This window comes from Streptomyces sp. NPDC059009 (assembly GCF_042740175.1).
Lineage (GTDB): Bacteria > Actinomycetota > Actinomycetes > Streptomycetales > Streptomycetaceae > Streptomyces.
In genome coordinates, this window is the sequence record NZ_JBHYJB010000003.1 from 145,044 (window position 1) to 165,184 (window position 20,141).

17 protein-coding genes are annotated in these 20,141 nt (G+C 69.4%); 16 read left to right on the top strand and 1 reads right to left on the bottom strand.

The features are described 5' to 3' along the window. Nucleotides 1-20: 20 nt before the first annotated feature. Both ACFWYM_RS04210 and ACFWYM_RS04215 read left to right on the top strand, forming a co-directional pair. The gene (locus ACFWYM_RS04210) at nucleotides 21-1,283 is read left to right on the top strand and encodes an ATP-binding protein (RefSeq protein ID WP_384829688.1); all 1,263 of its coding nucleotides are present in this window, start codon (nucleotides 21-23) and stop codon (nucleotides 1,281-1,283) included. Then, nucleotides 1,280-2,437: a tetratricopeptide repeat protein gene (locus ACFWYM_RS04215; RefSeq protein WP_384829690.1), complete on the top strand. Its 1,158-nt coding sequence runs from the start codon at nucleotides 1,280-1,282 to the stop codon at nucleotides 2,435-2,437. The genes ACFWYM_RS04210 and ACFWYM_RS04215 overlap by 4 nt, the downstream gene beginning before the upstream one ends. A 108-nt stretch (nucleotides 2,438-2,545) precedes the next feature. On the opposite strand, the gene ACFWYM_RS04220 is transcribed toward ACFWYM_RS04215, so the two are convergent. After that, nucleotides 2,546-3,364 carry a C40 family peptidase gene (locus ACFWYM_RS04220; protein WP_384829692.1) on the bottom strand — a complete coding sequence of 273 codons (819 nt, stop codon included), beginning with the start codon at nucleotides 3,362-3,364 and terminating at the stop codon, nucleotides 2,546-2,548. Nucleotides 3,365-4,138: 774 nt separating this feature from the next. On the opposite strand from ACFWYM_RS04220, the gene ACFWYM_RS04225 reads away from it, so the two are divergent. Genes ACFWYM_RS04225 through nuoN form a run of 14 tightly spaced genes read left to right on the top strand, consistent with a single transcriptional unit; the run spans nucleotide 4,139 to nucleotide 20,101 of the window. Beyond that, complete coding sequence (locus ACFWYM_RS04225; RefSeq protein WP_003992243.1) at nucleotides 4,139-4,498, top strand: NADH-quinone oxidoreductase subunit A; 360 nt, start codon at nucleotides 4,139-4,141, stop codon at nucleotides 4,496-4,498. A gap of 13 nt (nucleotides 4,499-4,511) precedes the next feature. Continuing rightward, nucleotides 4,512-5,066: an NADH-quinone oxidoreductase subunit B family protein gene (locus ACFWYM_RS04230; RefSeq protein WP_010041554.1), complete on the top strand. Its 555-nt coding sequence runs from the start codon at nucleotides 4,512-4,514 to the stop codon at nucleotides 5,064-5,066. Then, nucleotides 5,063-5,803 carry an NADH-quinone oxidoreductase subunit C gene (locus ACFWYM_RS04235; protein WP_384829694.1) on the top strand — a complete coding sequence of 247 codons (741 nt, stop codon included), beginning with the start codon at nucleotides 5,063-5,065 and terminating at the stop codon, nucleotides 5,801-5,803. The genes ACFWYM_RS04230 and ACFWYM_RS04235 overlap by 4 nt, the downstream gene beginning before the upstream one ends. Then, nucleotides 5,803-7,143 carry an NADH-quinone oxidoreductase subunit D gene (locus ACFWYM_RS04240; RefSeq protein WP_384829696.1) on the top strand — a complete coding sequence of 447 codons (1,341 nt, stop codon included), beginning with the start codon at nucleotides 5,803-5,805 and terminating at the stop codon, nucleotides 7,141-7,143. Before ACFWYM_RS04235 ends, ACFWYM_RS04240 begins: the two co-directional genes overlap by 1 nt. Before the next feature lie 32 nt (nucleotides 7,144-7,175). Next, nucleotides 7,176-7,919, top strand: coding sequence for an NADH-quinone oxidoreductase subunit NuoE (nuoE, locus tag ACFWYM_RS04245; RefSeq protein ID WP_384830137.1), 744 nt, complete (start codon nucleotides 7,176-7,178; stop codon nucleotides 7,917-7,919). Continuing rightward, on the top strand, nucleotides 7,916-9,280 hold the full coding sequence (gene nuoF / locus ACFWYM_RS04250) for an NADH-quinone oxidoreductase subunit NuoF (RefSeq protein ID WP_384829698.1): 1,365 nt from the start codon (nucleotides 7,916-7,918) through the stop codon (nucleotides 9,278-9,280). Before nuoE ends, nuoF begins: the two co-directional genes overlap by 4 nt. Continuing rightward, nucleotides 9,277-11,805 carry an NADH-quinone oxidoreductase subunit G gene (locus ACFWYM_RS04255; RefSeq protein ID WP_384829700.1) on the top strand — a complete coding sequence of 843 codons (2,529 nt, stop codon included), beginning with the start codon at nucleotides 9,277-9,279 and terminating at the stop codon, nucleotides 11,803-11,805. The genes nuoF and ACFWYM_RS04255 overlap by 4 nt, the downstream gene beginning before the upstream one ends. After that, the gene (nuoH, locus tag ACFWYM_RS04260) at nucleotides 11,802-13,184 is read left to right on the top strand and encodes an NADH-quinone oxidoreductase subunit NuoH (RefSeq protein WP_384829702.1); all 1,383 of its coding nucleotides are present in this window, start codon (nucleotides 11,802-11,804) and stop codon (nucleotides 13,182-13,184) included. Before ACFWYM_RS04255 ends, nuoH begins: the two co-directional genes overlap by 4 nt. Beyond that, on the top strand, nucleotides 13,177-13,854 hold the full coding sequence (gene nuoI, locus ACFWYM_RS04265; protein WP_384829704.1) for an NADH-quinone oxidoreductase subunit NuoI: 678 nt from the start codon (nucleotides 13,177-13,179) through the stop codon (nucleotides 13,852-13,854). The genes nuoH and nuoI overlap by 8 nt, the downstream gene beginning before the upstream one ends. Then, complete coding sequence (locus ACFWYM_RS04270; RefSeq protein ID WP_384829705.1) at nucleotides 13,851-14,669, top strand: NADH-quinone oxidoreductase subunit J; 819 nt, start codon at nucleotides 13,851-13,853, stop codon at nucleotides 14,667-14,669. The genes nuoI and ACFWYM_RS04270 overlap by 4 nt, the downstream gene beginning before the upstream one ends. Beyond that, the gene (gene nuoK / locus ACFWYM_RS04275) at nucleotides 14,666-14,965 is read left to right on the top strand and encodes an NADH-quinone oxidoreductase subunit NuoK (protein WP_384829707.1); all 300 of its coding nucleotides are present in this window, start codon (nucleotides 14,666-14,668) and stop codon (nucleotides 14,963-14,965) included. The genes ACFWYM_RS04270 and nuoK overlap by 4 nt, the downstream gene beginning before the upstream one ends. Before the next feature lie 14 nt (nucleotides 14,966-14,979). Further along, nucleotides 14,980-16,875: an NADH-quinone oxidoreductase subunit L gene (gene nuoL, locus ACFWYM_RS04280; protein WP_384829709.1), complete on the top strand. Its 1,896-nt coding sequence runs from the start codon at nucleotides 14,980-14,982 to the stop codon at nucleotides 16,873-16,875. Between the two features lie 5 nt (nucleotides 16,876-16,880). Further along, nucleotides 16,881-18,452, top strand: coding sequence for an NADH-quinone oxidoreductase subunit M (locus tag ACFWYM_RS04285; protein WP_384829712.1), 1,572 nt, complete (start codon nucleotides 16,881-16,883; stop codon nucleotides 18,450-18,452). After that, on the top strand, nucleotides 18,449-20,101 hold the full coding sequence (gene nuoN, locus ACFWYM_RS04290; protein ID WP_384829714.1) for an NADH-quinone oxidoreductase subunit NuoN: 1,653 nt from the start codon (nucleotides 18,449-18,451) through the stop codon (nucleotides 20,099-20,101). Before ACFWYM_RS04285 ends, nuoN begins: the two co-directional genes overlap by 4 nt. The last annotated feature ends 40 nt before the right edge of the window (nucleotides 20,102-20,141 follow it).

Consider the following 20,141-nt stretch of genomic DNA (forward strand, 5'->3'; position numbering starts at 1 on the left):
CGCTTCGTACAGTGGGCGCCATGTCGGCCGATTCCCCCCTCATCACCAGCTTGCGCACCGCTGTCTCGGCGGCGCCCCAGGACGTACCGCTCCGTCTGCATCTCGCCCAACTGCTCCTGGACGCGGGGCACATCGACGCCGCCGTGGCCGAGGTGGCGGTCGCCCTCCAGCACGCGCCGGGCGATGCCCAGGCCCGGGAGCTGATGGGGCGGGCCATGGGAGTGCCCCCGGCGCCGCAGGCTCCCGCCGCACCGGTGCCGCAGGCTCCCGCCGGGCCGAGGGGGTTCGACTGGAAGGCCGCCGAGGACCAGGTCGGCGACGCCGTCCCGCCCCGGTTCGTGGAGGCGCCGCTCGCCGAGGACGGCAGCGGGGACCCCGGCGACGCGGAGGCGTGGGACGTCGAGGACACGGCGGCGCCCGGCGCCGTCCGGCTCGCCGACGTCGGCGGGATGCAGGACGTCAAGGACCGCCTCGAAGCCGCGTTCCTCGCCCCCCTGCGCAACCCCGAACTGCGCAAGCTGTACGGGAAGAGCCTGCGGGGCGGACTTCTCCTGTACGGGCCTCCCGGCTGCGGCAAGACCTTCATCGCCCGCGCCGTCGCCGGTGAACTCGGCGCCAGTTTCCTGTCGGTGTCGGTCAACGACGTCCTCGACATGTGGATCGGCAACTCCGAGCGCAACATGCACGAGGTCTTCGAGACGGCCCGCCGCCAGGCGCCCTGCGTCGTGTTCCTGGACGAACTGGACGCCCTGGGCGGCAAGCGCAGCCGCACCCAGAGCAGCGGCATGCGCAACACCGTCAACCAGCTGCTCACCGAGCTCGACGGCGTCGACGCCGCCGCCAACGAGGGCGTCTTCGTGCTCGCCGCGACGAACGTCCCCTGGGACGTCGACATCGCCCTGCGCCGCCCAGGCCGCTTCGACCGCACCCTGCTCGTGCTGCCGCCCGACGCCCCGGCCCGCGAGGCCATCCTCCGCTACCACCTGCGTGAACGCCCCATCGAGAACGTCGACTTGGGCAAGCTCGCCAAGGCCACCGACGGCCTCTCCGGCGCAGACCTCGCCCACATCTGCGAGGGGGCGGCCGAGACCGCGCTGCTCGACTCGGCGCGCACCGGCACCGTCCGCATGATCGGCATGAAGGACCTGCTCGGCGCGGTCAAGCAGACCGTGCCGTCCGCCGACCCCTGGTTCGCGTCCGCCCGCAACGTGGCGATGTACGCGAACGAGGGCGGCACGTACGACGACCTCGTTGCCTACCTGAAGAAGAAGCGGAAGCTGTGACCCTGGACCAGGCGGTGGAGCGGGCCGAGGGGCTCGTCGCCCTCGGACGGCACGACGAGGCCGTCGAACTCCTTGAGCGGAGGCTCGCGCAGGAGCCCGACGACGTGGCGGCGTGGGAGCAGCTCGCCCGCTGCCACCTGCGGGCCGACCGCCCGAAGCAGGCCCTGGAGGCGACGGAGCGGGCCCTGGCGCTCGCGCCCGAATACGTCGACGCGCTGCTGGTGCACTCCCAGGCGCTGCGGCTGAGCGGCGCGGGCCTGGACAAAGCGGAATCCGCGCTGCGCGAGGCGGTCCGGCTCAACCCGCAGTTCTGGGGCGGCTATTCGATGCTCGCCGACCTGGTGTTCCGGGCAGCCGTCGTCCGCCGCGGCCAGGAGCTCGGGCCCGGCGGACGCCTGGAGTTCGACGACATCCACGCCGTGACCGGCGAGGCGAGGGAGCTGGTCCAGGAGGCGATACGCCTGGGGCCCGAGCAGATCGGCGCGTACGAGACCGCGAAGTTCATCGCCGAGCTCTCCGGCGACGAGGACACGGTCGACCGGATGGAGCGCGAGATCCTGCGGCTCGATCCCACGCACAAGGAAGCGCTGGCCGGGCAGACCCGCAAGGCGGCCGAGGCACCCGGCGTCAGGGCGGCCGACGCGGCCGACATGTACGCGGACGCGCTCGCCGTCGACCCGGGCTCGGCCCCCATGCAGGCCCAACTCGACGCCGCCACCTACCGGATGCTGCGCGGCACCCGCTGGCTCGCGCTGTTCTGCCTCCTGCTCATCGCCGCGAGCGCCCTCGACCTGTACCCGACCGACGGCGAGACCCCGCTCGAACTGCCGCTCTCCCTCGGCCAGCGGCTGTGGAACCTGGTGCCGCTCACCGTGATCTGGCTGCTCGGCGCGGCGCTGCGGTTCTACCGGCGGCGCAAGGGCGTCCGCCTGAACGTGCGGTCCTTGCTGCGCCGCGACGGGTGGGCCCGGCTGGCCGCGGGGCAGTCCGCCGCCGTGATGGCCTGCACGCTGGTGCTCGACCTGGTGCCGTGGACCGAACGAGGGATCCCCAGAACGCTGTTCTGGATCGCCCTGGTGTCGACGCTCCTGACGATGTGGGTCGACCGTCCGTCCGTACGGAAGACGTTCAGGGAGGCGTCGAGGCGGCGCTGAGGCGGCGTCGAGGAGGCGCCGAGGCCGTGAGACGCCGCTGAGAGCGCGCGAAGGGCCGGAACCCCTCCGGGGGGTTCCGGCCCTTCGCCGTGTGTCTGTGTGCGGCCCTCAGAGGACGCGGACGGCGCCCGAGGCGGGGTAGCCGGACAGGTCCTGGATGACAACGCCCTTGCCGGGGTTGGCGGCGTCCAGGTACTGGCCGTTACCGATGTAGACACCCACGTGGTACGCGGAGCCCTTGCCGCCCCAGTACAGGATGTCGCCGACCTGCAGGTTCGAGGTGCCGACCTCGGTGCCCATCGTCGACTGGTCCTGGGAGACGCGCGGCAGGCTCACGCCGGCCTGCTTGAACGCGGCCTGGACGAGGCTGGAGCAGTCCCAGGCGTTGGGGCCGGAGGCGCCCATGACGTAGGCGTCGCCGAGCTGCGCCTTGAGGAAGCTGATGACGGAGCCGACGCTGCCGCTCGGGGCGCTCACGGACGAACCGGAGTCGTCCGAGGCGGAGGAGGACTGCGTGGAGAGGTCCGTGCGCTCGGCGGAGCGGGAGGCGCGCTCGGCGGCGGCCTTCTTCTTCGCGGCGGCCTCGGCCTTGGCCTTCGCCTTGGCTTCCTTCTCGGCCTTCGCCTGGTCCGCGGCGGCCTGCTTGGCGGCCTTGGTGGCGGCGGCGTCCTGCTCGGCGCGGGACTCGTAGGCGTCCGCGGTCTGCTGGGTGGCGTCCGCGGACTGGGCGATCTGAGAGGTCAGATCGGTGGTGAGCGTGGGCATCTCGATGGTCTCGGTCACCGGCTCGGCGGCGTTCGCCGTACCAGCGGCGCCGGCCACTGCCAGGGTGCTGAGGACGCCACCGGCAACTCCTGCGCGCAGGGCCATCTTCGACGCGCTGCGGCGGGGCTTCCGGTGGCTGGGTATGTGAGCGGTGTGGGACATGAGAACAACCGCTATCAGGGACCCACGGTTCCCTTCAAGAAACGTGTGGTGCGCCACAGTTAGGGAATCCAGCCCCGAATCCCGGGCGTGTCGCTTCTTATTGACGCCGTAACGGGCAATGCGGACACGGCCGATCACGCCTGTGATCATGGGTTTTCTGTGATACGTCCGAATTGCCCGTGGACTACCACCCGTTGAGGCCAATGGCCAAGCCCGGTTTATTGGGCCCGAAGGGTGCTGTGGCATAGGTCACAGCATGACCCCTCGGGGATCTCCCTGAGATCTCGCTGAGACCTCCCTGAGATGTCCCGTAAATCTGTGGGCCGTTCGGAAGGCCATGGAGGGGGCCGTCGCCCGGTGCTCGTGAACGTGTGCACGCATCGGCGCCCCTGCACCTCCGTTCACACCTGCCCCGCCCGGATGTGAACGCGACCCCACTATCAAGCGCGCGCGTCCAGCGCCAATTTGCTTGAGCGGTCTACCTCTTGATAGTGCGAACCCGCTCTCACCAGGGGCGACGCACTGAGATGTCACCTCTGGTGATCACTCAGGCGCTTCGCGTACGAAGATCACCGCTCATCCGACTTCATGATCCTTCGTCAGGTGGTGGAGATCACAAAGCAGTTGTCGCACCCCGTGTCGCAGATCACAGACCGGCGGGCATAAGATGCGGGGCAGTTGGGCTTGTGACCTGCTTCACATGTAAGCGATCTTCGGCAGGAATCAGGACCAGCGCCGCCAGCAGTCAGTGCCGACTGAGAGGAGCGAGGAGCGGTGAACGCGTATGCGCCCATCCTCGTACTGGGAGCCCTCGGGGCAGGCTTTGCGATCTTCTCCGTGGTCATGGCCACGCTGATCGGTCCGAAGCGCTACAACCGGGCCAAGCTCGAAGCCTATGAGTGCGGCATCGAGCCGACGCCGACACCGGCCGGCGGTGGGCGTTTCCCCATCAAGTACTACCTGACGGCGATGCTCTTCATCGTCTTCGACATCGAGATCGTCTTCCTCTACCCCTGGGCCGTCACCTTCGACGCCCTGGGGATTTTCGGGCTCGTGGAGATGCTGCTCTTCGTGCTCACCGTCTTCGTCGCGTACGCGTACGTGTGGCGGCGCGGCGGCCTGGAATGGGACTGAGGGGCCAGGAGCTATGGGACTCGAAGAAAAGCTGCCGAGCGGATTCCTGCTGACCACCGTCGAACAGGCCGCGGGCTGGGTGCGCAAGTCATCCGTCTTTCCGGCCACGTTCGGCCTCGCGTGCTGCGCCATCGAGATGATGACGACCGGCGCCGGGCGCTATGACCTGGCGCGCTTCGGCATGGAGGTCTTCCGGGGGTCGCCGCGACAGGCGGACCTGATGATCGTGGCCGGGCGGGTGAGCCAGAAGATGGCGCCCGTCCTGCGGCAGGTCTATGACCAGATGCCGAACCCCAAGTGGGTCATTTCCATGGGGGTTTGCGCCTCATCGGGCGGAATGTTCAACAATTACGCAATTGTTCAGGGTGTAGACCACATTGTCCCAGTTGACATCTATTTGCCCGGCTGTCCGCCGCGGCCCGAGATGCTGATGGACGCGATTCTCAAGCTCCACCAGAAGATCCAGACCTCCAAGCTCGGCGTGAACGCCGAGGAGGCGGCCCGCGAGGCGGAGGAGGCGGCCCTCAAGGCGCTCCCCACCATCGAGATGAAGGGGCTGCTGCGGTGAGCGACGCGCACAGCAACGGGACCAATCCCGAAAAGGACCTCAGCGCCGCCAACCTCCCGGGCCAGCGCGGTGACCAGGGCGAGGAGATCCGCGTCCAGCGCGGCATGTTCGGCGCCGACAAGGGCGGCGACACCTCCGGCTACGGCGGCCTGGTCCGCTCGATCCGGCTGCCCGGCGAGTCCACCCGCCCCTACGGCGGCTGGTTCGACGAGGTCGCCGACGAGCTGGAGGGCGCCCTGGAGGAACAGGGCCTCGTCCCCGAGAACGCGATCGAGAAGACCGTCGTCGACCGCGCCGAGCTCACCTTCCACATCGCGCGCGAGCACCTCGTCCGCGTCGCCCGCACCCTGCGCGACGACCCGGCCCTGCGCTTCGAGCTGTGCACCGGCGTGAGCGGCGTGCACTACCCCGGCGACAAGGGCCGCGAGCTGCACGCCGTCTACCACCTGCGTTCGATCACCCACAACCGGCTGATCCGCCTCGAAGTGAGCGCGCCCGACGACGATCCGCACGTCCCCTCGCTGGTCCCCGTCTACCCGACGAACGACTGGCACGAGCGCGAGGCGTACGACTTCTTCGGCCTGGTCTTCGACGGCCACCCGGCGCTGACGCGGATCATGATGCCGGACGACTGGCAGGGCTTCCCGCAGCGCAAGGACTACCCCCTCGGCGGCATCGCCGTCGAGTACAAGGGCGCCCAGATCCCGGCTCCGGACCAGCGGAGGTCGTACAGCTGATGTCTGCCACTCAGGGAACTTCCACTTCCCAGGCTTCCGCCCGCGAGACCACCGAGGGCACCGTATATACGGTCACCGGTGGCGACTGGGACGAGGTCGTCCAGTCCGCGGCCACGTCCGACGACGAGCGCATCATCGTCAACATGGGTCCGCAGCACCCGTCCACGCACGGGGTGCTGCGCCTGATCCTGGAGATCGACGGCGAGACGGTCACCGAGGCCCGCTGCGGCATCGGCTATCTGCACACGGGCATCGAGAAGAACCTCGAGTACCGCACGTGGACGCAGGGGACCACCTTCGTCACGCGCATGGACTACCTGACCCCGTTCTACAACGAGGCGGGGTACTGCCTCGCCGTCGAGAAGCTCCTCGGCATCGAGGACGACGTCCCGGACCGGGCGAACATCATCCGCGTGCTCCTGATGGAGCTGAACCGGATGTCCTCGCACCTCGTCGCCATCGCCACCGGCGGCATGGAGCTCGGCGCCACGACGATCATGATCTACGGCTTCCGTGATCGTGAACTCATTCTCGACATCTACGAGTTGATCACCGGCCTCCGGATGAACCACGCGTACATCCGGCCCGGCGGCCTCGCCCAGGACCTGCCCCCGGGCGCCGTGGACCAGATCCGCGAGTTCGTGAAGAAGATGAAGAAGAACCTCCCGGAGTACGACAAGCTCGCCACCGGGAACCCCATCTTCAAGGCCCGCATGCAGGACGTCGGCTATCTGGACCTCGCCGGCTGCATGGCCCTCGGCGCCACCGGACCCGTCCTGCGCTCGGCCGGGCTCCCGCACGACCTGCGCAAGACCCAGCCGTACTGCGGCTACGAGACGTACGACTTCGACGTCCCGACCGCCGACACCTGCGACTCCTACGGGCGCTTCCTGATCCGCCTGGAGGAGATGCGGCAGTCGCTGCGCATCGTCGAGCAGTGCCTGGACCGGCTCGCCCCCGGGCCCGTCATGGTCGGCGACAAGAAGATCGCCTGGCCCGCCCAACTCGCCCTCGGGCCGGACGGACTCGGCAACTCGCTCGACCACATCAAGAAGATCATGGGCACCTCCATGGAGTCCCTGATCCACCACTTCAAGCTGGTGACCGAGGGCTTCCGGGTCCCGCCGGGACAGGCGTACGCCGCCGTGGAGTCGCCCAAGGGCGAGCTGGGCGTGCACGCCGTGTCCGACGGCGGCACCCGCCCCTTCCGGGTCCACTTCCGCGACCCGTCCTTCACCAACCTCCAGGCCATGGCGGCGATGTGCGAGGGCGGCCAGGTCGCCGACGTCATCGTCGCCGTCGCGTCCATCGACCCCGTGATGGGAGGCGTCGACCGGTGACCGCCACACCTTCCGAGGGCGTGAGCCTGGGGATGCCCCAGCTGCCCGCCCCCGACTACCCGGCCGACGTACGGGCCCGGCTCGAAGCGGACGCGAAGGACGTCGTCGCCCGCTACCCGGACTCGCGCTCCGCGCTGCTTCCGCTGCTGCACCTCGTGCAGTCCGAGGAGGGCCATGTCACGCGCACCGGCATGCAGTTCTGCGCGGACGTGCTCGGCCTGACCACGGCCGAGGTCACGGCGGTCGCGACCTTCTACACGATGTACCGCCGCAAGCCGAGCGGCGACTACCAAGTGGGCGTCTGCACCAACACGTTGTGCGCCGTCATGGGCGGCGACGCCATCTTCGAGGAGCTCAAGCAGTACCTCGGCGTCGGCAACAACGAGACGACCGAGGACGGCAAGGTCACCCTCGAGCACATCGAGTGCAACGCGGCCTGCGACTTCGCCCCCGTGGTGATGGTCAACTGGGAGTTCTTCGACAACCAGACCCCCGAGTCCGCCAAGCGCCTCGTCGACGACCTGCGCGACGGGAAGGTCGTGAAGCCCAGCCGCGGGGCCCCTCTGTGCACGTACAAGGAGACCGCGCGCATCCTCGCCGGGTTCCCGGACGAGCGGGAGGGCGCCGTCGAGGCGAGCGGCGCCGCCGGGCCCGCCTCGCTGATCGGACTGCGCCTGGCCAAGGGCGAGTTGGGACAGCCGCGCGTGGTGCACCCGCGCGCTGAGGAGCCCCAGGACCAGCCCCCGTCTGGCCGGGCCACCGAGGAGGGGGAGTGATGACGTTGGCAGCCGAGATCAACGAGACGAGCCCGGAGAAGCTGCTCTCGCCGGTCCTGTCGGCCTTCTGGGACGAGGAGAAGTCCTGGACGCTCGACGTCTACCGCCGCCACGAGGGATACGAGGGGCTGCGCAAGGCCCTCGCGATGGCGCCGGACGACCTCATCGCGTATGTGAAGGACTCGGGCCTGCGCGGCCGCGGCGGCGCGGGCTTCCCCACCGGCATGAAGTGGCAGTTCATCCCGCAGGGAGACGGCAAGCCGCACTATCTAGTTGTCAACGCCGACGAGTCGGAGCCCGGGACCTGCAAGGACATCCCGCTCCTCTTCGCGAACCCGCATTCCCTCATCGAGGGGATCGTGATCGCCTGTTACGCGATCCGTTCGTCGCATGCCTTCATCTATCTACGGGGTGAAGTCGTCCCCGTGCTGCGGCGGTTGCACGAGGCCGTGCGCGAGGCGTACGAGGCCGGGTACCTCGGCAAGGACGTCCTGGGCAGCGGACTCGACCTGGAACTCACCGTGCACGCGGGCGCGGGCGCGTACATCTGTGGTGAGGAGACCGCGCTGCTCGACTCGCTCGAAGGCCGCCGTGGCCAGCCGCGGCTGCGCCCCCCTTTCCCTGCCGTCGCGGGCCTCTACGCCTGCCCCACTGTGGTGAACAACGTCGAGTCCATCGCATCCGTTCCCGCGATCCTGAATCGCGGGAAGGAGTGGTTCAAGTCGATGGGCACCGAGAAGTCCGCCGGCTTCACGCTGTACTCGCTCAGCGGGCACGTCTCCTCGCCCGGCCAGTACGAGGCCCCGCTCGGCATCACACTGCGCCAGCTCCTCGACATGAGCGGCGGGATGCGTCCGGGCCACCGGCTCAAGTTCTGGACGCCGGGCGGCAGTTCGACCCCGATGTTCACCGACGAGCACCTGGACGTCCCCCTGGATTACGAGGGGGTCGGCGCCGCCGGATCCATGCTCGGCACCAAGGCGCTGCAGTGCTTCGACGAGACGACGTGCGTCGTGCGCGCCGTCACCCGCTGGACCGAGTTCTACGCCCACGAGTCCTGCGGAAAGTGCACGCCCTGCCGCGAAGGCACGTACTGGCTCGTGCAGTTGCTCCGGGACATCGAGGACGGCAAGGGCGTCATGTCCGACCTCGACAAGCTGAACGACATCGCCGACAACATCAACGGCAAGTCCTTCTGCGCCCTCGGTGACGGCGCCGCCTCGCCGATCTTCTCCTCGCTCAAGTACTTCCGCGAGGAGTACGAGCAGCACATCACCGGCGGCGGCTGCCCCTTCGACCCCGCCAAGTCGACCGCCTGGGCCGACCGGCCCGCCGGTAGCACCTCGGAGGTGAACGCATGACAGTGACCACCAATAGCGCTCCCTCCGGGGGCGGTGAGCCGGCCGTGCCGCCGGAGGACCTCGTCTCGCTGACCATCGACGGCATCGACATCAGCGTCCCCAAGGGGACCTTGGTGATCCGCGCCGCCGAACTGCTCGGCATCGAGATCCCCCGGTTCTGCGACCACCCGCTGCTCGACCCGGCGGGCGCCTGCCGCCAGTGCATCGTCGAGGTGGAGGGCCAGCGCAAGCCGATGGCCTCCTGCACGATCACGTGCACCGACGGCATGGTCGTCAAGTCGCAGCTCACCTCGCCGGTCGCGGAGAAGGCCCAGCACGGCGTGATGGAGCTGCTGCTCATCAACCACCCGCTGGACTGCCCGGTCTGCGACAAGGGCGGCGAGTGCCCGCTGCAGAACCAGGCGATGTCGCACGGCCAGGCCGAGTCCCGCTTCGAGGGCAAGAAGCGGACGTACGAGAAGCCGGTGCCGATCTCCACCCAGGTGCTGCTCGACCGCGAGCGGTGCGTGCTGTGCGCGCGCTGCACCCGGTTCTCGAACCAGATCGCGGGCGACCCGATGATCGAGCTCATCGAGCGGGGCGCGCTCCAGCAGGTCGGCACCGGCGAGGGCGACCCCTTCGAGTCGTACTTCTCCGGGAACACCATCCAGATCTGCCCGGTGGGCGCGCTCACCTCGCAGGCGTACCGGTTCCGCTCCCGGCCCTTCGACCTGGTGTCGTCGCCCTCGGTGTGCGAGCACTGCTCCGGCGGCTGCGCCACCCGCACCGACCACCGGCGCGGCAAGGTCATGCGGCGGCTCGCCCAGGACGACCCCGAGGTCAACGAGGAGTGGATCTGCGACAAGGGGCGCTTCGGCTTCCGGTACGCGCAGAAGCCGGACCGGCTGACCACGCCCCTGGTGCGGAACGCCTCAACCGGTGAGCTGGAGCCCGCCAGTTGGCCCGAGGCCCTCGCGGCCGCCGCCACCGGTCTCGCCGCCGCGCGCGGGCGTGCCGGGGTGCTCATCGGCGGCCGGCTGACCGTCGAGGACGCCTACGCCTACAGCAAGTACGCGCGCGTGGCGCTCGACACGAACGACATCGACTTCCGTGCGCGGGTGCACAGCAGCGAAGAGGCCGACTTCCTGGCGGCGCGGGTCGCCGGGCGCGGCCGGGACCTCGACGGGAGCGGCGTCACGTACACCGCCCTGGAGAAGGCGCCCGCCGTGCTGCTGGCCGGGTTCGAGTCCGAGGAGGAGGCGCCCGGGGTCTTCCTGCGGCTGCGCAAGGCGTGGCGCAAGCACGGCCAACGCACCTTCTCCCTGGCGCCGTTCGTGACGCGTGGTCTGGAGAAGGCGGGCGGCACGCTGCTGCCCGCCGCGCCGGGCACCGAGACGGAGTGGCTGACTGCGCTGTCTCAAGAGGGGCTCGCCGCCGGGGTCGGCCTGGAGGCCGAAGGGACGGCGGCCGCCGAGGCGCTGCGCGCCGACGGCGCCGTGATCGTCGTCGGTGAGCGGCTCGCGGGCGTGCCCGGCGGGCTCACCGCCGCCGTACGGGCCGCGTCCGCGACCGGCGCCCACCTGGTGTGGATCCCGCGCCGGGCGGGGGAGCGGGCCGCGGTCGAGGCGGGCGCGCTGCCGTCGGTGCTTCCGGGCGGGCGCCCGGCGACCGACCCGCGCGCGCGTGACGAGGTCGCGGGCGCGTGGAACGTCGCCGAACTCCCGCACCGCTACGGCCGCGACACCGGCCAGATCGTGGAGGCCGCCGCCACCGGCGAGCTGCGGGCGCTGCTCGTGGCGGGCGTCGAGGTCGCGGACCTGCCCGACCCCACGCGCGCGCGTGAGGCGCTCGACGAGGTGGCCTTCGTGGTCTCCCTGGAGCTGCGGCCGAGCGAGGTGACGGAGCGGGCGGACGTGGTCCTTCCGGTCGCGGCCGTCGCCGAGAAGCCGGGCACGTTCCTCAACTGGGAGGGGCGGGCCCGGATGTTCGAGGCGGCGCTGAAGCCCGACCAGATGACCCGCACGCTCGCGCCGACCGACGCGCGCGTGCTGCAGATGCTGGCCGACGCGGGCGACGTCCACCTGGGCCTGCCCGACATCGTCACCATCCGCCGCGAGCTGGACCGCCTGGGTGGCTGGGACGGGCCGCACGCGACAGAACCGCTGGAGACGGCGGCTCAGCCGCCGCGCCCGGCAGCGGGCGAGGCCGTGCTCGCGGGCCACCGGCTGCTGCTCGACCAGGGCCGCCTCCAGGAGGGCGACGAGGCGCTCGCGGGCACCCGGCACGCGGCTGTTGTCCGTCTGTCGGCGGCCACCGCGGCCGAAGTGGGCGTCAAGGACGGCGACGTCCTCGCGGTCACCGGCACCGCGGGGCGCACCGAACTCCCGCTCCAGGTGACGGAGATGCCGGACCGCGTGGTGTGGCTGCCGCTCAACTCCATCGGAGGGGGCGTCGCCGCCGACACGGGCGCCGTACCGGGCGCGCTGGTCAAGATCGGCCCGGCCGTACGCGTCGAGCCCGCTCAGGAGCAGGAGGTGCAGTCATGATGCCGCTCGCAGCCGACACGCTGCCGCTGGCCGCCGAGGACCTCTCCATGTTCGGGCGCGACCCCTGGTGGCTGGTCGCCATCAAGGCGGTCTTCTGCTTCGCCTTCCTGATGGTGACGGTGCTCTTCTCCATCGTCTGGGAGCGCAAGGTCGTCGCCTGGATGCAGCTGCGCATCGGCCCCAACCGGCACGGCCCCTGGGGCATGCTCCAGTCCCTCGCGGACGGCATCAAGCTGATGCTCAAGGAGGACCTGATCGTCAAGCGCGCGGACAAGGTGGTCTACGTCCTCGCGCCGATCGTCGCCGCCATCCCCGCCTTCATGGCGATCGCGGTGATCCCCTTCGGCCCGGCCGGCAACGAGATCTCGATCTTCGGCCACCGCACCACGATGCAGCTCACCGACCTCCCGATCGCGATGCTCTACATCCTCGCGGTCGCCTCGGTCGGCATCTACGGCATCGTGCTCGCGGGCTGGAGCTCCGGCTCCACGTATCCGCTGCTCGGCGGCCTGCGCTCGTGCGCGCAGATGATCTCGTACGAGATCGCCATGGGCGCCGCGTTCGCCTCGGTGTTCCTCTACTCCGGGTCGATGTCGACCTCGGCGATCGTGGAGGCGCAGGCGGACCGCTGGTACGTGCTGCTGCTCCCGGTCTCGTTCCTGATCTACATCGTGACGATGGTCGGCGAGACCAACCGCGCTCCGTTCGACATGCCGGAGTCCGAGGGCGACCTGGTGGGCGGCTTCAACACCGAGTACTCGTCCATCAAGTTCGCGATGTTCATGCTCGCCGAGTACGTCAACATGGTCACCGTCTCGGCGGTCTCGGTCACGCTCTTCCTGGGCGGCTGGCGGGCCCCGTGGCCCATCTCCACCTTCTGGGAGGGCGCGAACCACGGCTGGTGGCCGATGGCCTGGTTCGTGCTCAAGGTCCAGCTGCTGCTGTTCTTCTTCATCTGGCTGCGCGGCACGCTGCCCCGCGTCCGCTACGACCAGCTGATGAAGCTCGGCTGGAAGGTCCTCATCCCGATCTCCGTGGTCTGGCTGATGCTCGTCGCCACCGTGCGGGCGATGCGGAACGAGGACTACGACTTCACCTCGATCGCGCTCTATGTGGGCGGCGCCGTCATCGCGCTCCTGCTGCTCTCCGTGGTCGTCGACATCTTCCGGGACAAGCGCGGCAAGGAGGAGGCGGCAGCGCGGGCCGAGCAGGAGTCGGACGCCGCCTTCGACCCGATGGCCGGGGGCTTCCCGGTGCCGCCGCTGCCCGGACAGACCCTGCCGCCCGTGCCGCGTCGACCGTCGCGTCAGGAGCGGGAGTTGATTGTCAGTGGTGGCCCGGATACTCAAAGTGACGGAAAGGAGGCGTCCGATGGCTGAGCAGTCCAAGCACCCCGCCCGGAAGGATCCGGCAGGGCTGCCGGAGCAGGCGCGCCAGTCGGCCGGGGCGAACCAGTCGGACCAGGGGTTCCAGAATCCCGTCGCGGGCTTCGGCGTGACCTTCAAGGCCATGTTCAAGAAGCGGCTGACCGAGCAGTATCCGGAGCAGCAGAAGACCACCGCTCCCCGTTTCCACGGCCGGCACCAGCTCAACCGCCATCCGGACGGCCTGGAGAAGTGCGTGGGCTGCGAGCTCTGCGCCTGGGCCTGTCCCGCGGACGCCATCTATGTGGAGGGCGCGGACAACACGGAGGAGGAGCGCTACTCCCCGGGCGAGCGGTACGGCCGCGTCTACCAGATCAACTACGCCCGCTGCATCCTGTGCGGCCTGTGCATCGAGGCGTGCCCCACGCGCGCGCTGACGATGACCAATGAGTTCGAGCTGGCCGACAGCAGCCGCGAGAACCTGATCTACACCAAGGAGCAGCTGCTCGCCGGGCTCGACGAGGGCATGGTCGACTCGCCGCACGCCATCTACCCGGGGATGGACGAGCAGGACTACTACCGAGGGCTGGTCACCGAGGCCGCCGCCGGGACGGTGCCCCAAGTCGCCGTCTCCAAGGGCGAGAAGCCCGATGAGGCGCCGCAGGCCGAGGAGGTGGAGGCGTGATGCAGCAACTCGCCGCCTACTCCACGTCCACCGGCGAGGCATTCCAGTTCTGGGTGCTCGGCACGGTCGCCGTGATCGGCGCGCTCTGCACGATCCTCATGAAGAAGGCCGTGCACAGCGCGCTGTGCCTGGCCGGGACCATGATCATCCTGGCGGTCTTCTACCTCGCCAACGGCGCGTACTTCCTGGGCATCGTCCAGATCGTCGTCTACACCGGCGCGATCATGATGCTCTTCCTGTTCGTCGTCATGCTGGTCGGTGTCACCGCCGCCGACTCCCTGAAGGAGACCATCAAGGGGCAGCGCTGGCTCGCCGCCCTGGGCGCCCTCGGCTTCGGCATCCTGCTCTTCGCCGGGATCGGGAACGCCTCGCTGAAGGAGTTCAACGGCCTCGGCAAGGCGAACGCGAACGGGAACGTGGAAGGGCTCGCCTCCCTCATCTTCACGAAGTACGTCTTCGCCTTCGAGATCACCGGCGCCCTGCTGATCACGGCGACGGTCGGCGCGATGGTGCTCACCCACCGGGAGCGCACCGAGCGCGCCAAGACCCAGCGCGAGCTGGCCGAGCAGCGCGTGCGCGAGGGCAAGCACCTGCCGCCGCTGCCCGCCCCCGGCGTCTACGCCCGGCACAACGCGGTGGACATCGCGGGCCTGCTCCCGGACGGCACCCCGTCCGAGCTCACGGTCTACAAGACGCTGCGCGACCGCGGCCAGATCCGGGACGTGTCGGACGAGGCGATGGCCGACCTGCGCGCCCTGGAACAGCGCTCGGCCGAGCGCCTCGAGCGGACCTCGACCGAGGAGGCGTCGAAGTGAACCCGGTCAACTACCTCTATCTGTCCGCCCTGTTGTTCACGATCGGCGCCGCCGGCGTCCTGATCAGGCGGAACGCGATCGTGGTCTTCATGTGCATCGAGCTCATGCTGAACGCCTGCAACTTGGCGTTCGTCACGTTCTCCCGGCTGCACGGCAACCTCGACGGCCAGATCATCGCCTTCTTCACGATGGTCGTCGCCGCCGCGGAGGTCGTGGTCGGGCTCGCGATCATCGTGTCGCTGTTCCGCTCCCGCCACTCGGCCTCGGTCGACGACGCCAGCCTGATGAAGCTGTAAGGGGTCGCTGAATCGTGGAGAACTTGATCGCGCTGCTCATCGCGGCGCCTCTGCTCGGAGCGGCCGTACTGCTGTGCGGCGGGCGGCGGTTGGACCGCGTGGGCCACTGGCTCGGCACGCTGCTCGCGGCCGTCTCCTTCGTCATCGGTGTGGCGCTCTTCACCGACATGCTCGGCAAGGGCGCCGAGGAGCGCCACCTGTCGCAGCATCTGTTCAGCTGGATCCCCGTGGAGGGCTTCCAGGCGGATGTCGCCTTCCAGCTCGACCAGTTGTCGATGACGTTCGTCCTCCTGATCTCCGGTGTGGGCACGCTGATCCACATCTACTCGATCGGGTACATGGAGCACGACGAGCGGCGCCGCCGCTTCTTCGGCTATCTGAACCTGTTCCTCGCGGCGATGCTCCTCCTGGTCCTCGCCGACAACTATCTGCTGCTGTACGTCGGTTGGGAGGGCGTGGGCCTCGCCTCGTACCTCCTGATCGGCTTCTGGCAGCACAAGCCCAGCGCGGCCACCGCCGCGAAGAAGGCGTTCCTGGTCAACCGGGTCGGCGACATGGGCCTGTCGATCGCGATCATGCTGATGTTCACCACCTTCGGGACCTTCGCCTTCGGGCCGGTCCTTGAGGCCACGGGGGACACGAGCGAGGGCAAGCTCACGGCCATCGGCCTGATGCTGCTGCTCGCCGCCTGCGGCAAGTCGGCCCAGGTGCCGCTGCAGTCCTGGCTCGGGGACGCGATGGAGGGCCCGACCCCGGTCTCGGCCCTCATCCACGCGGCGACGATGGTGACGGCGGGCGTCTACCTGATCGTCCGCTCCGGCGCGATCTTCAACGGGGCGCCGGACGCCCAGCTGGTGGTCACCGTGGTCGGCGCGGTCACGCTCCTCTTCGGTGCGATCGTCGGTTGCGCGAAGGACGACATCAAGAAGGCCCTCGCCGGCTCGACGATGTCCCAGATCGGCTACATGATCCTGGCCGCGGGCCTCGGCCCCATCGGCTATGTCTTCGCGATCATGCACCTGGTCACGCACGGCTTCTTCAAGGCCGGGCTCTTCCTCGGCGCCGGTTCGGTCATGCACGGCATGAACGACGAGGTGGACATGAGGAAGTACGGCGCCCTGCGGAAGTACATGCCGGTGACCTTCGTGACCTTCGGGCTCGGCTATCTCGCCATCATCGGCTTCCCTGGCCTGTCCGGCTTCTTCTCCAAGGACAAGATCATCGAGGCGGCCTTCGCCAAGGGCGGCACGGAGGGCTGGATCCTCGGCTCCGTCGCGCTGCTCGGCGCGGCCATCACCGCGTACTACATGACGCGCGTGATGATCATGACCTTCTTCGGTGAGAAGCGCTGGGAGGCGGACGCGGAGGGCAATGAGCCGCACCCGCACGAGTCCCCGAAGTCCATGACGATCCCGATGATCCTGCTCGCCTTCGGATCGGTCTTCGCGGGCGGCCTGTTCAGCATCGGCGACCGCTTCATGCACTGGCTGGAGCCGGTCACCGGCCATGACCACGGCGACTCCCCGCTCAGCGCCGTCACCGTCACGGGCGCCACCATGGTGGTCCTCGTCATCGGTGTCGCGCTGGCCTGGGCCCAGTACGGGCGCCGCCCGGTCCCGTCCGTCGCCCCGCGCGGCTCGCTGCTCACCCGGGCCGCCCGCCGCGACCTCCTCCAGGACGACTTCAACCACGTCGTCCTGGTGCGCGGCGGCGAGCACCTCACGCGCTCCCTGGTCTACGTCGACCACACCCTGGTCGACGGAGTCGTCAACGGCACGGCGGCCTCGGTCGGCGGGCTCTCCGGACGGCTGCGCAAACTCCAGAACGGCTACGCCCGCTCGTATGCGGTCTCGATGTTCGGCGGCGCCGTGGTGCTCATCGCCGCGACCCTGCTGATGAGGGCGGTCTGATACCGATGTCCTTTCCTCTCCTGACAGCGACGGCGGCCCTGCCCGCGGTCGGCGCGATCGCCACGGCAGCCGTACCGGCCGCCCGGCGGACCGCCGCCAAGTGGCTCGCGCTCCTCGTCTCGCTCGCGACGCTCGCGCTCGCCGTGGCCGTCCTGGTCCGCTTCGACCCGGACGGCGACCGCTACCAGCTCACCGAATCGCACGCCTGGATCGCGGACTTCGGGGTGCGCTACGAGCTCGGGGTCGACGGCATCGGCGTCGCGCTCGTCGCGCTCACCGCCCTGTTGATCCCCTTCATCATCCTGGCGGGCTGGCACGACGCCGATCCTCTGGAGACCAAGTCGTCGCGCTGGCGCCCGACTCAGGGCTTCTTCGCCCTGATCCTCGGCGTGGAAGCGATGGTGATCATCTCCTTCGAGGCCACCGACGTCTTCCTCTTCTACATCTTCTTCGAAGCCATGCTCATCCCGATGTACTTCCTCATCGGCGGCTTCGGAGACCGCGCTCACGCGGGCAGCGACGAGAACGCCTCGGCGCAACGCTCGTACGCGGCCGTGAAGTTCCTCCTCTACAACCTCGTCGGCGGCCTCATCATGCTGGCCGCGGTGATCGGCCTCTATGTGGTCGCCGGGAACTTCTCCCTCCAGGAGATCGCCGAGGCCCGCGCCAACGGCTCGCTCGACATGGCGACCAACACGGAGCGGCTGCTCTTCCTCGGCTTCTTCTTCGCCTTCGCGGTGAAGGCCCCGCTGTGGCCGCTGCACACCTGGCTGCCGAACGCGATGGGCGAGGCCACGGCCCCGGTCGCCGTGCTCATCACGGCGGTGGTGGACAAGGTCGGCACCTTCGCGATGCTGCGCTTCTGCCTCCAGCTCTTCCCGGAGGCGTCGAAGTGGGCGACGCCGGTGATCCTCGTCCTCGCCCTGATCTCGATCGTCTACGGGGCGCTGCTCGCCGTCGGCCAGCGCGACATCAAGCGCCTGGTGGCGTACGCGTCGATCTCGCACTTCGGGTTCATCATCCTCGGCATCTTCGCGATGACGAGCCAGGGCCAGTCGGGCGCGACGCTCTACATGGTCAACCACGGCATCTCGACGGCCGCGCTGATGCTGGTCGCAGGGTTCCTGATCTCGCGGCGCGGCTCGCGCCTCATCGCGGACTACGGAGGGGTGCAGAAGGTCGCCCCGGTGCTCGCGGGCACCTTCCTGATCGGCGGTCTCGCCACGCTCTCACTCCCCGGGCTCGCGCCCTTCGTGAGTGAATTCCTGGTCCTGGTGGGCGCGTTCGCGCGCTACCCGGTGGTCGGGATCATCGCGACCTTCGGCATCGTGCTCGCCGCGCTCTACACCCTCGTCCTCTACCAGCGGACGATGACGGGCCCGGTGAAGCCCGAGGTCTCGGCCATGCCCGACCTCAAGGTCCGTGAACTCGTGGTCGTCGCACCGCTGATCGCGCTCCTGATCGGCCTCGGCGTCTACCCGAAGCCGCTCACCGAGCTGGTCGACCCGGCGGTGCAGCACACCATGTCCGACGTACACAAGAAGGACCCCAAGCCCGAGGTGGAGGCGGCCAAGTGAGCGCATCAGCCGTCCACAGCCTGTGGACAACGGCGGCGGCCGATCAGATCGACAAGATCGACGCCCCCGACATCGAGTATGGCCAGCTCTCCCCGACCTTGATCGTCATTGGCGCGGCGGTCATCGGAGTGCTCATCGAAGCCTTCGTGCCGCGCAAGTCCCGCTACTACACCCAGGTGTTCGTCTCGGTGGTCGCCCTCGCGGCGGCCTTCGCGGCGGTCGTCGGGCTCGCCGCCCGCGGCTTCGGCACCACGAAGGCGCACATCGCGGCGATGGGTGCGATCGCGGTGGACGGCCCCGCGCTGTTCCTCCAGGGGACGATCCTGCTCACCGGACTCGTCGCGATCTTCACGTTCGCGGAGCGGCGCCTGGACCCGGAGGCGCACGGCAACCGCGTCGACTCGTTCGTCGCGCAGGCCGGTGCCGTGCCGGGCAGCGAGAGCGAACAGGCCGCCACGAAGGCCGGGTTCACCACCACCGAGGTGTTCCCGCTCGCGCTCTTCGCGATCGGCGGCATGCTCGTCTTCCCGGCGGCCAACGACCTGCTGACCCTCTTCATCGCCCTGGAAGTCTTCTCGCTCCCGCTCTATCTCCTGTGCGCCCTGGCCCGCCGCAAGCGGCTCATGTCGCAGGAGGCCGCGGTGAAGTACTTCCTGCTCGGCGCCTTCGCCTCCGCGTTCACACTCTTCGGCATCGCGCTCCTCTACGGATACGCGGGCTCCGTCTCGTACGCGAAGATCGCGAGCGTCGTGGACGGCAGCGTGAAGACCGTCGACCCGGCCCTGGCCGGCACGATGGGCAACGACGCGCTGCTCCTGGTGGGCGCGGCCCTCGTCGTGATGGGCCTGCTGTTCAAGGTCGGCGCGGTGCCCTTCCACATGTGGACGCCCGACGTCTACCAGGGAGCGCCGACCCCGGTCACCGGCTTCATGGCGGCGGCCACGAAGGTCGCGGCCTTCGGCGCCCTGCTCCGGCTCCTCTACGTGGTCCTGCCGGGGATGCGCTGGGACTGGCGGCCGGTCATGTGGGGCGTTGCGGTCATCACGATGCTCGGCGGTGCGATCGTCGCGATCACCCAGACCGACATCAAGCGGCTCCTCGCCTACTCCTCGATCGCCCACGCGGGCTTCATCCTGGCCGGTGTCATCGCCACCAGTGAGGACGGCGTCTCGTCGGTCCTCTTCTACCTGGGCGCCTACTCCTTCGTGACGATCGGCGCGTTCGCGGTGGTCACGCTGGTGCGGGACGCGGGCGGCGAGGCGACGCACCTGTCGAAGTGGGCGGGGCTCGGCCGCAGGTCGCCGCTGGTCGCGGCGGTCTTCGCGATCTTCCTCCTTGCCTTCGCGGGCATCCCGCTCACGTCCGGCTTCGCGGGCAAGTTCGCCGTCTTCAAGGCGGCGGCGGAGGGCGGCGCGGGACCGCTGGTCGTGATCGGTGTGCTCTCCTCGGCCGTCGCCGCGTTCTTCTACATCCGCGTGATCGTGCTCATGTTCTTCAGCGAGCCGAAGGCGGACGGCCCGACGGTCGCGGTGCCGTCGCCGCTGACCATGGCGGCGATCGGCATGGGTGTGGCGGTCACGCTGGTGCTCGGTGTGGCCCCGCAGTACTTCCTGGACCTGGCGAACCAGGCAGGGGTCTTCGTCCGCTAGCCGATCACTGTCCGTACGGTTCCGCCCGGCCCTCTGTTCG

Coding starts and splice junctions, on each gene's coding strand:
- ACFWYM_RS04210 (WP_384829688.1), top strand. CDS start 21: ATGTCGGCCGATTCCCCCCTCATCACCAGCTTGCGCACCGCTGTCTCG.
- ACFWYM_RS04220 (WP_384829692.1), bottom strand. CDS start 3,364: ATGTCCCACACCGCTCACATACCCAGCCACCGGAAGCCCCGCCGCAGC.
- ACFWYM_RS04230 (WP_010041554.1), top strand. CDS start 4,512: ATGGGACTCGAAGAAAAGCTGCCGAGCGGATTCCTGCTGACCACCGTC.
- ACFWYM_RS04240 (WP_384829696.1), top strand. CDS start 5,803: ATGTCTGCCACTCAGGGAACTTCCACTTCCCAGGCTTCCGCCCGCGAG.
- nuoE (WP_384830137.1), top strand. CDS start 7,176: ATGCCCCAGCTGCCCGCCCCCGACTACCCGGCCGACGTACGGGCCCGG.
- ACFWYM_RS04255 (WP_384829700.1), top strand. CDS start 9,277: ATGACAGTGACCACCAATAGCGCTCCCTCCGGGGGCGGTGAGCCGGCC.
- nuoH (WP_384829702.1), top strand. CDS start 11,802: ATGATGCCGCTCGCAGCCGACACGCTGCCGCTGGCCGCCGAGGACCTC.
- nuoI (WP_384829704.1), top strand. CDS start 13,177: ATGGCTGAGCAGTCCAAGCACCCCGCCCGGAAGGATCCGGCAGGGCTG.
- ACFWYM_RS04285 (WP_384829712.1), top strand. CDS start 16,881: ATGTCCTTTCCTCTCCTGACAGCGACGGCGGCCCTGCCCGCGGTCGGC.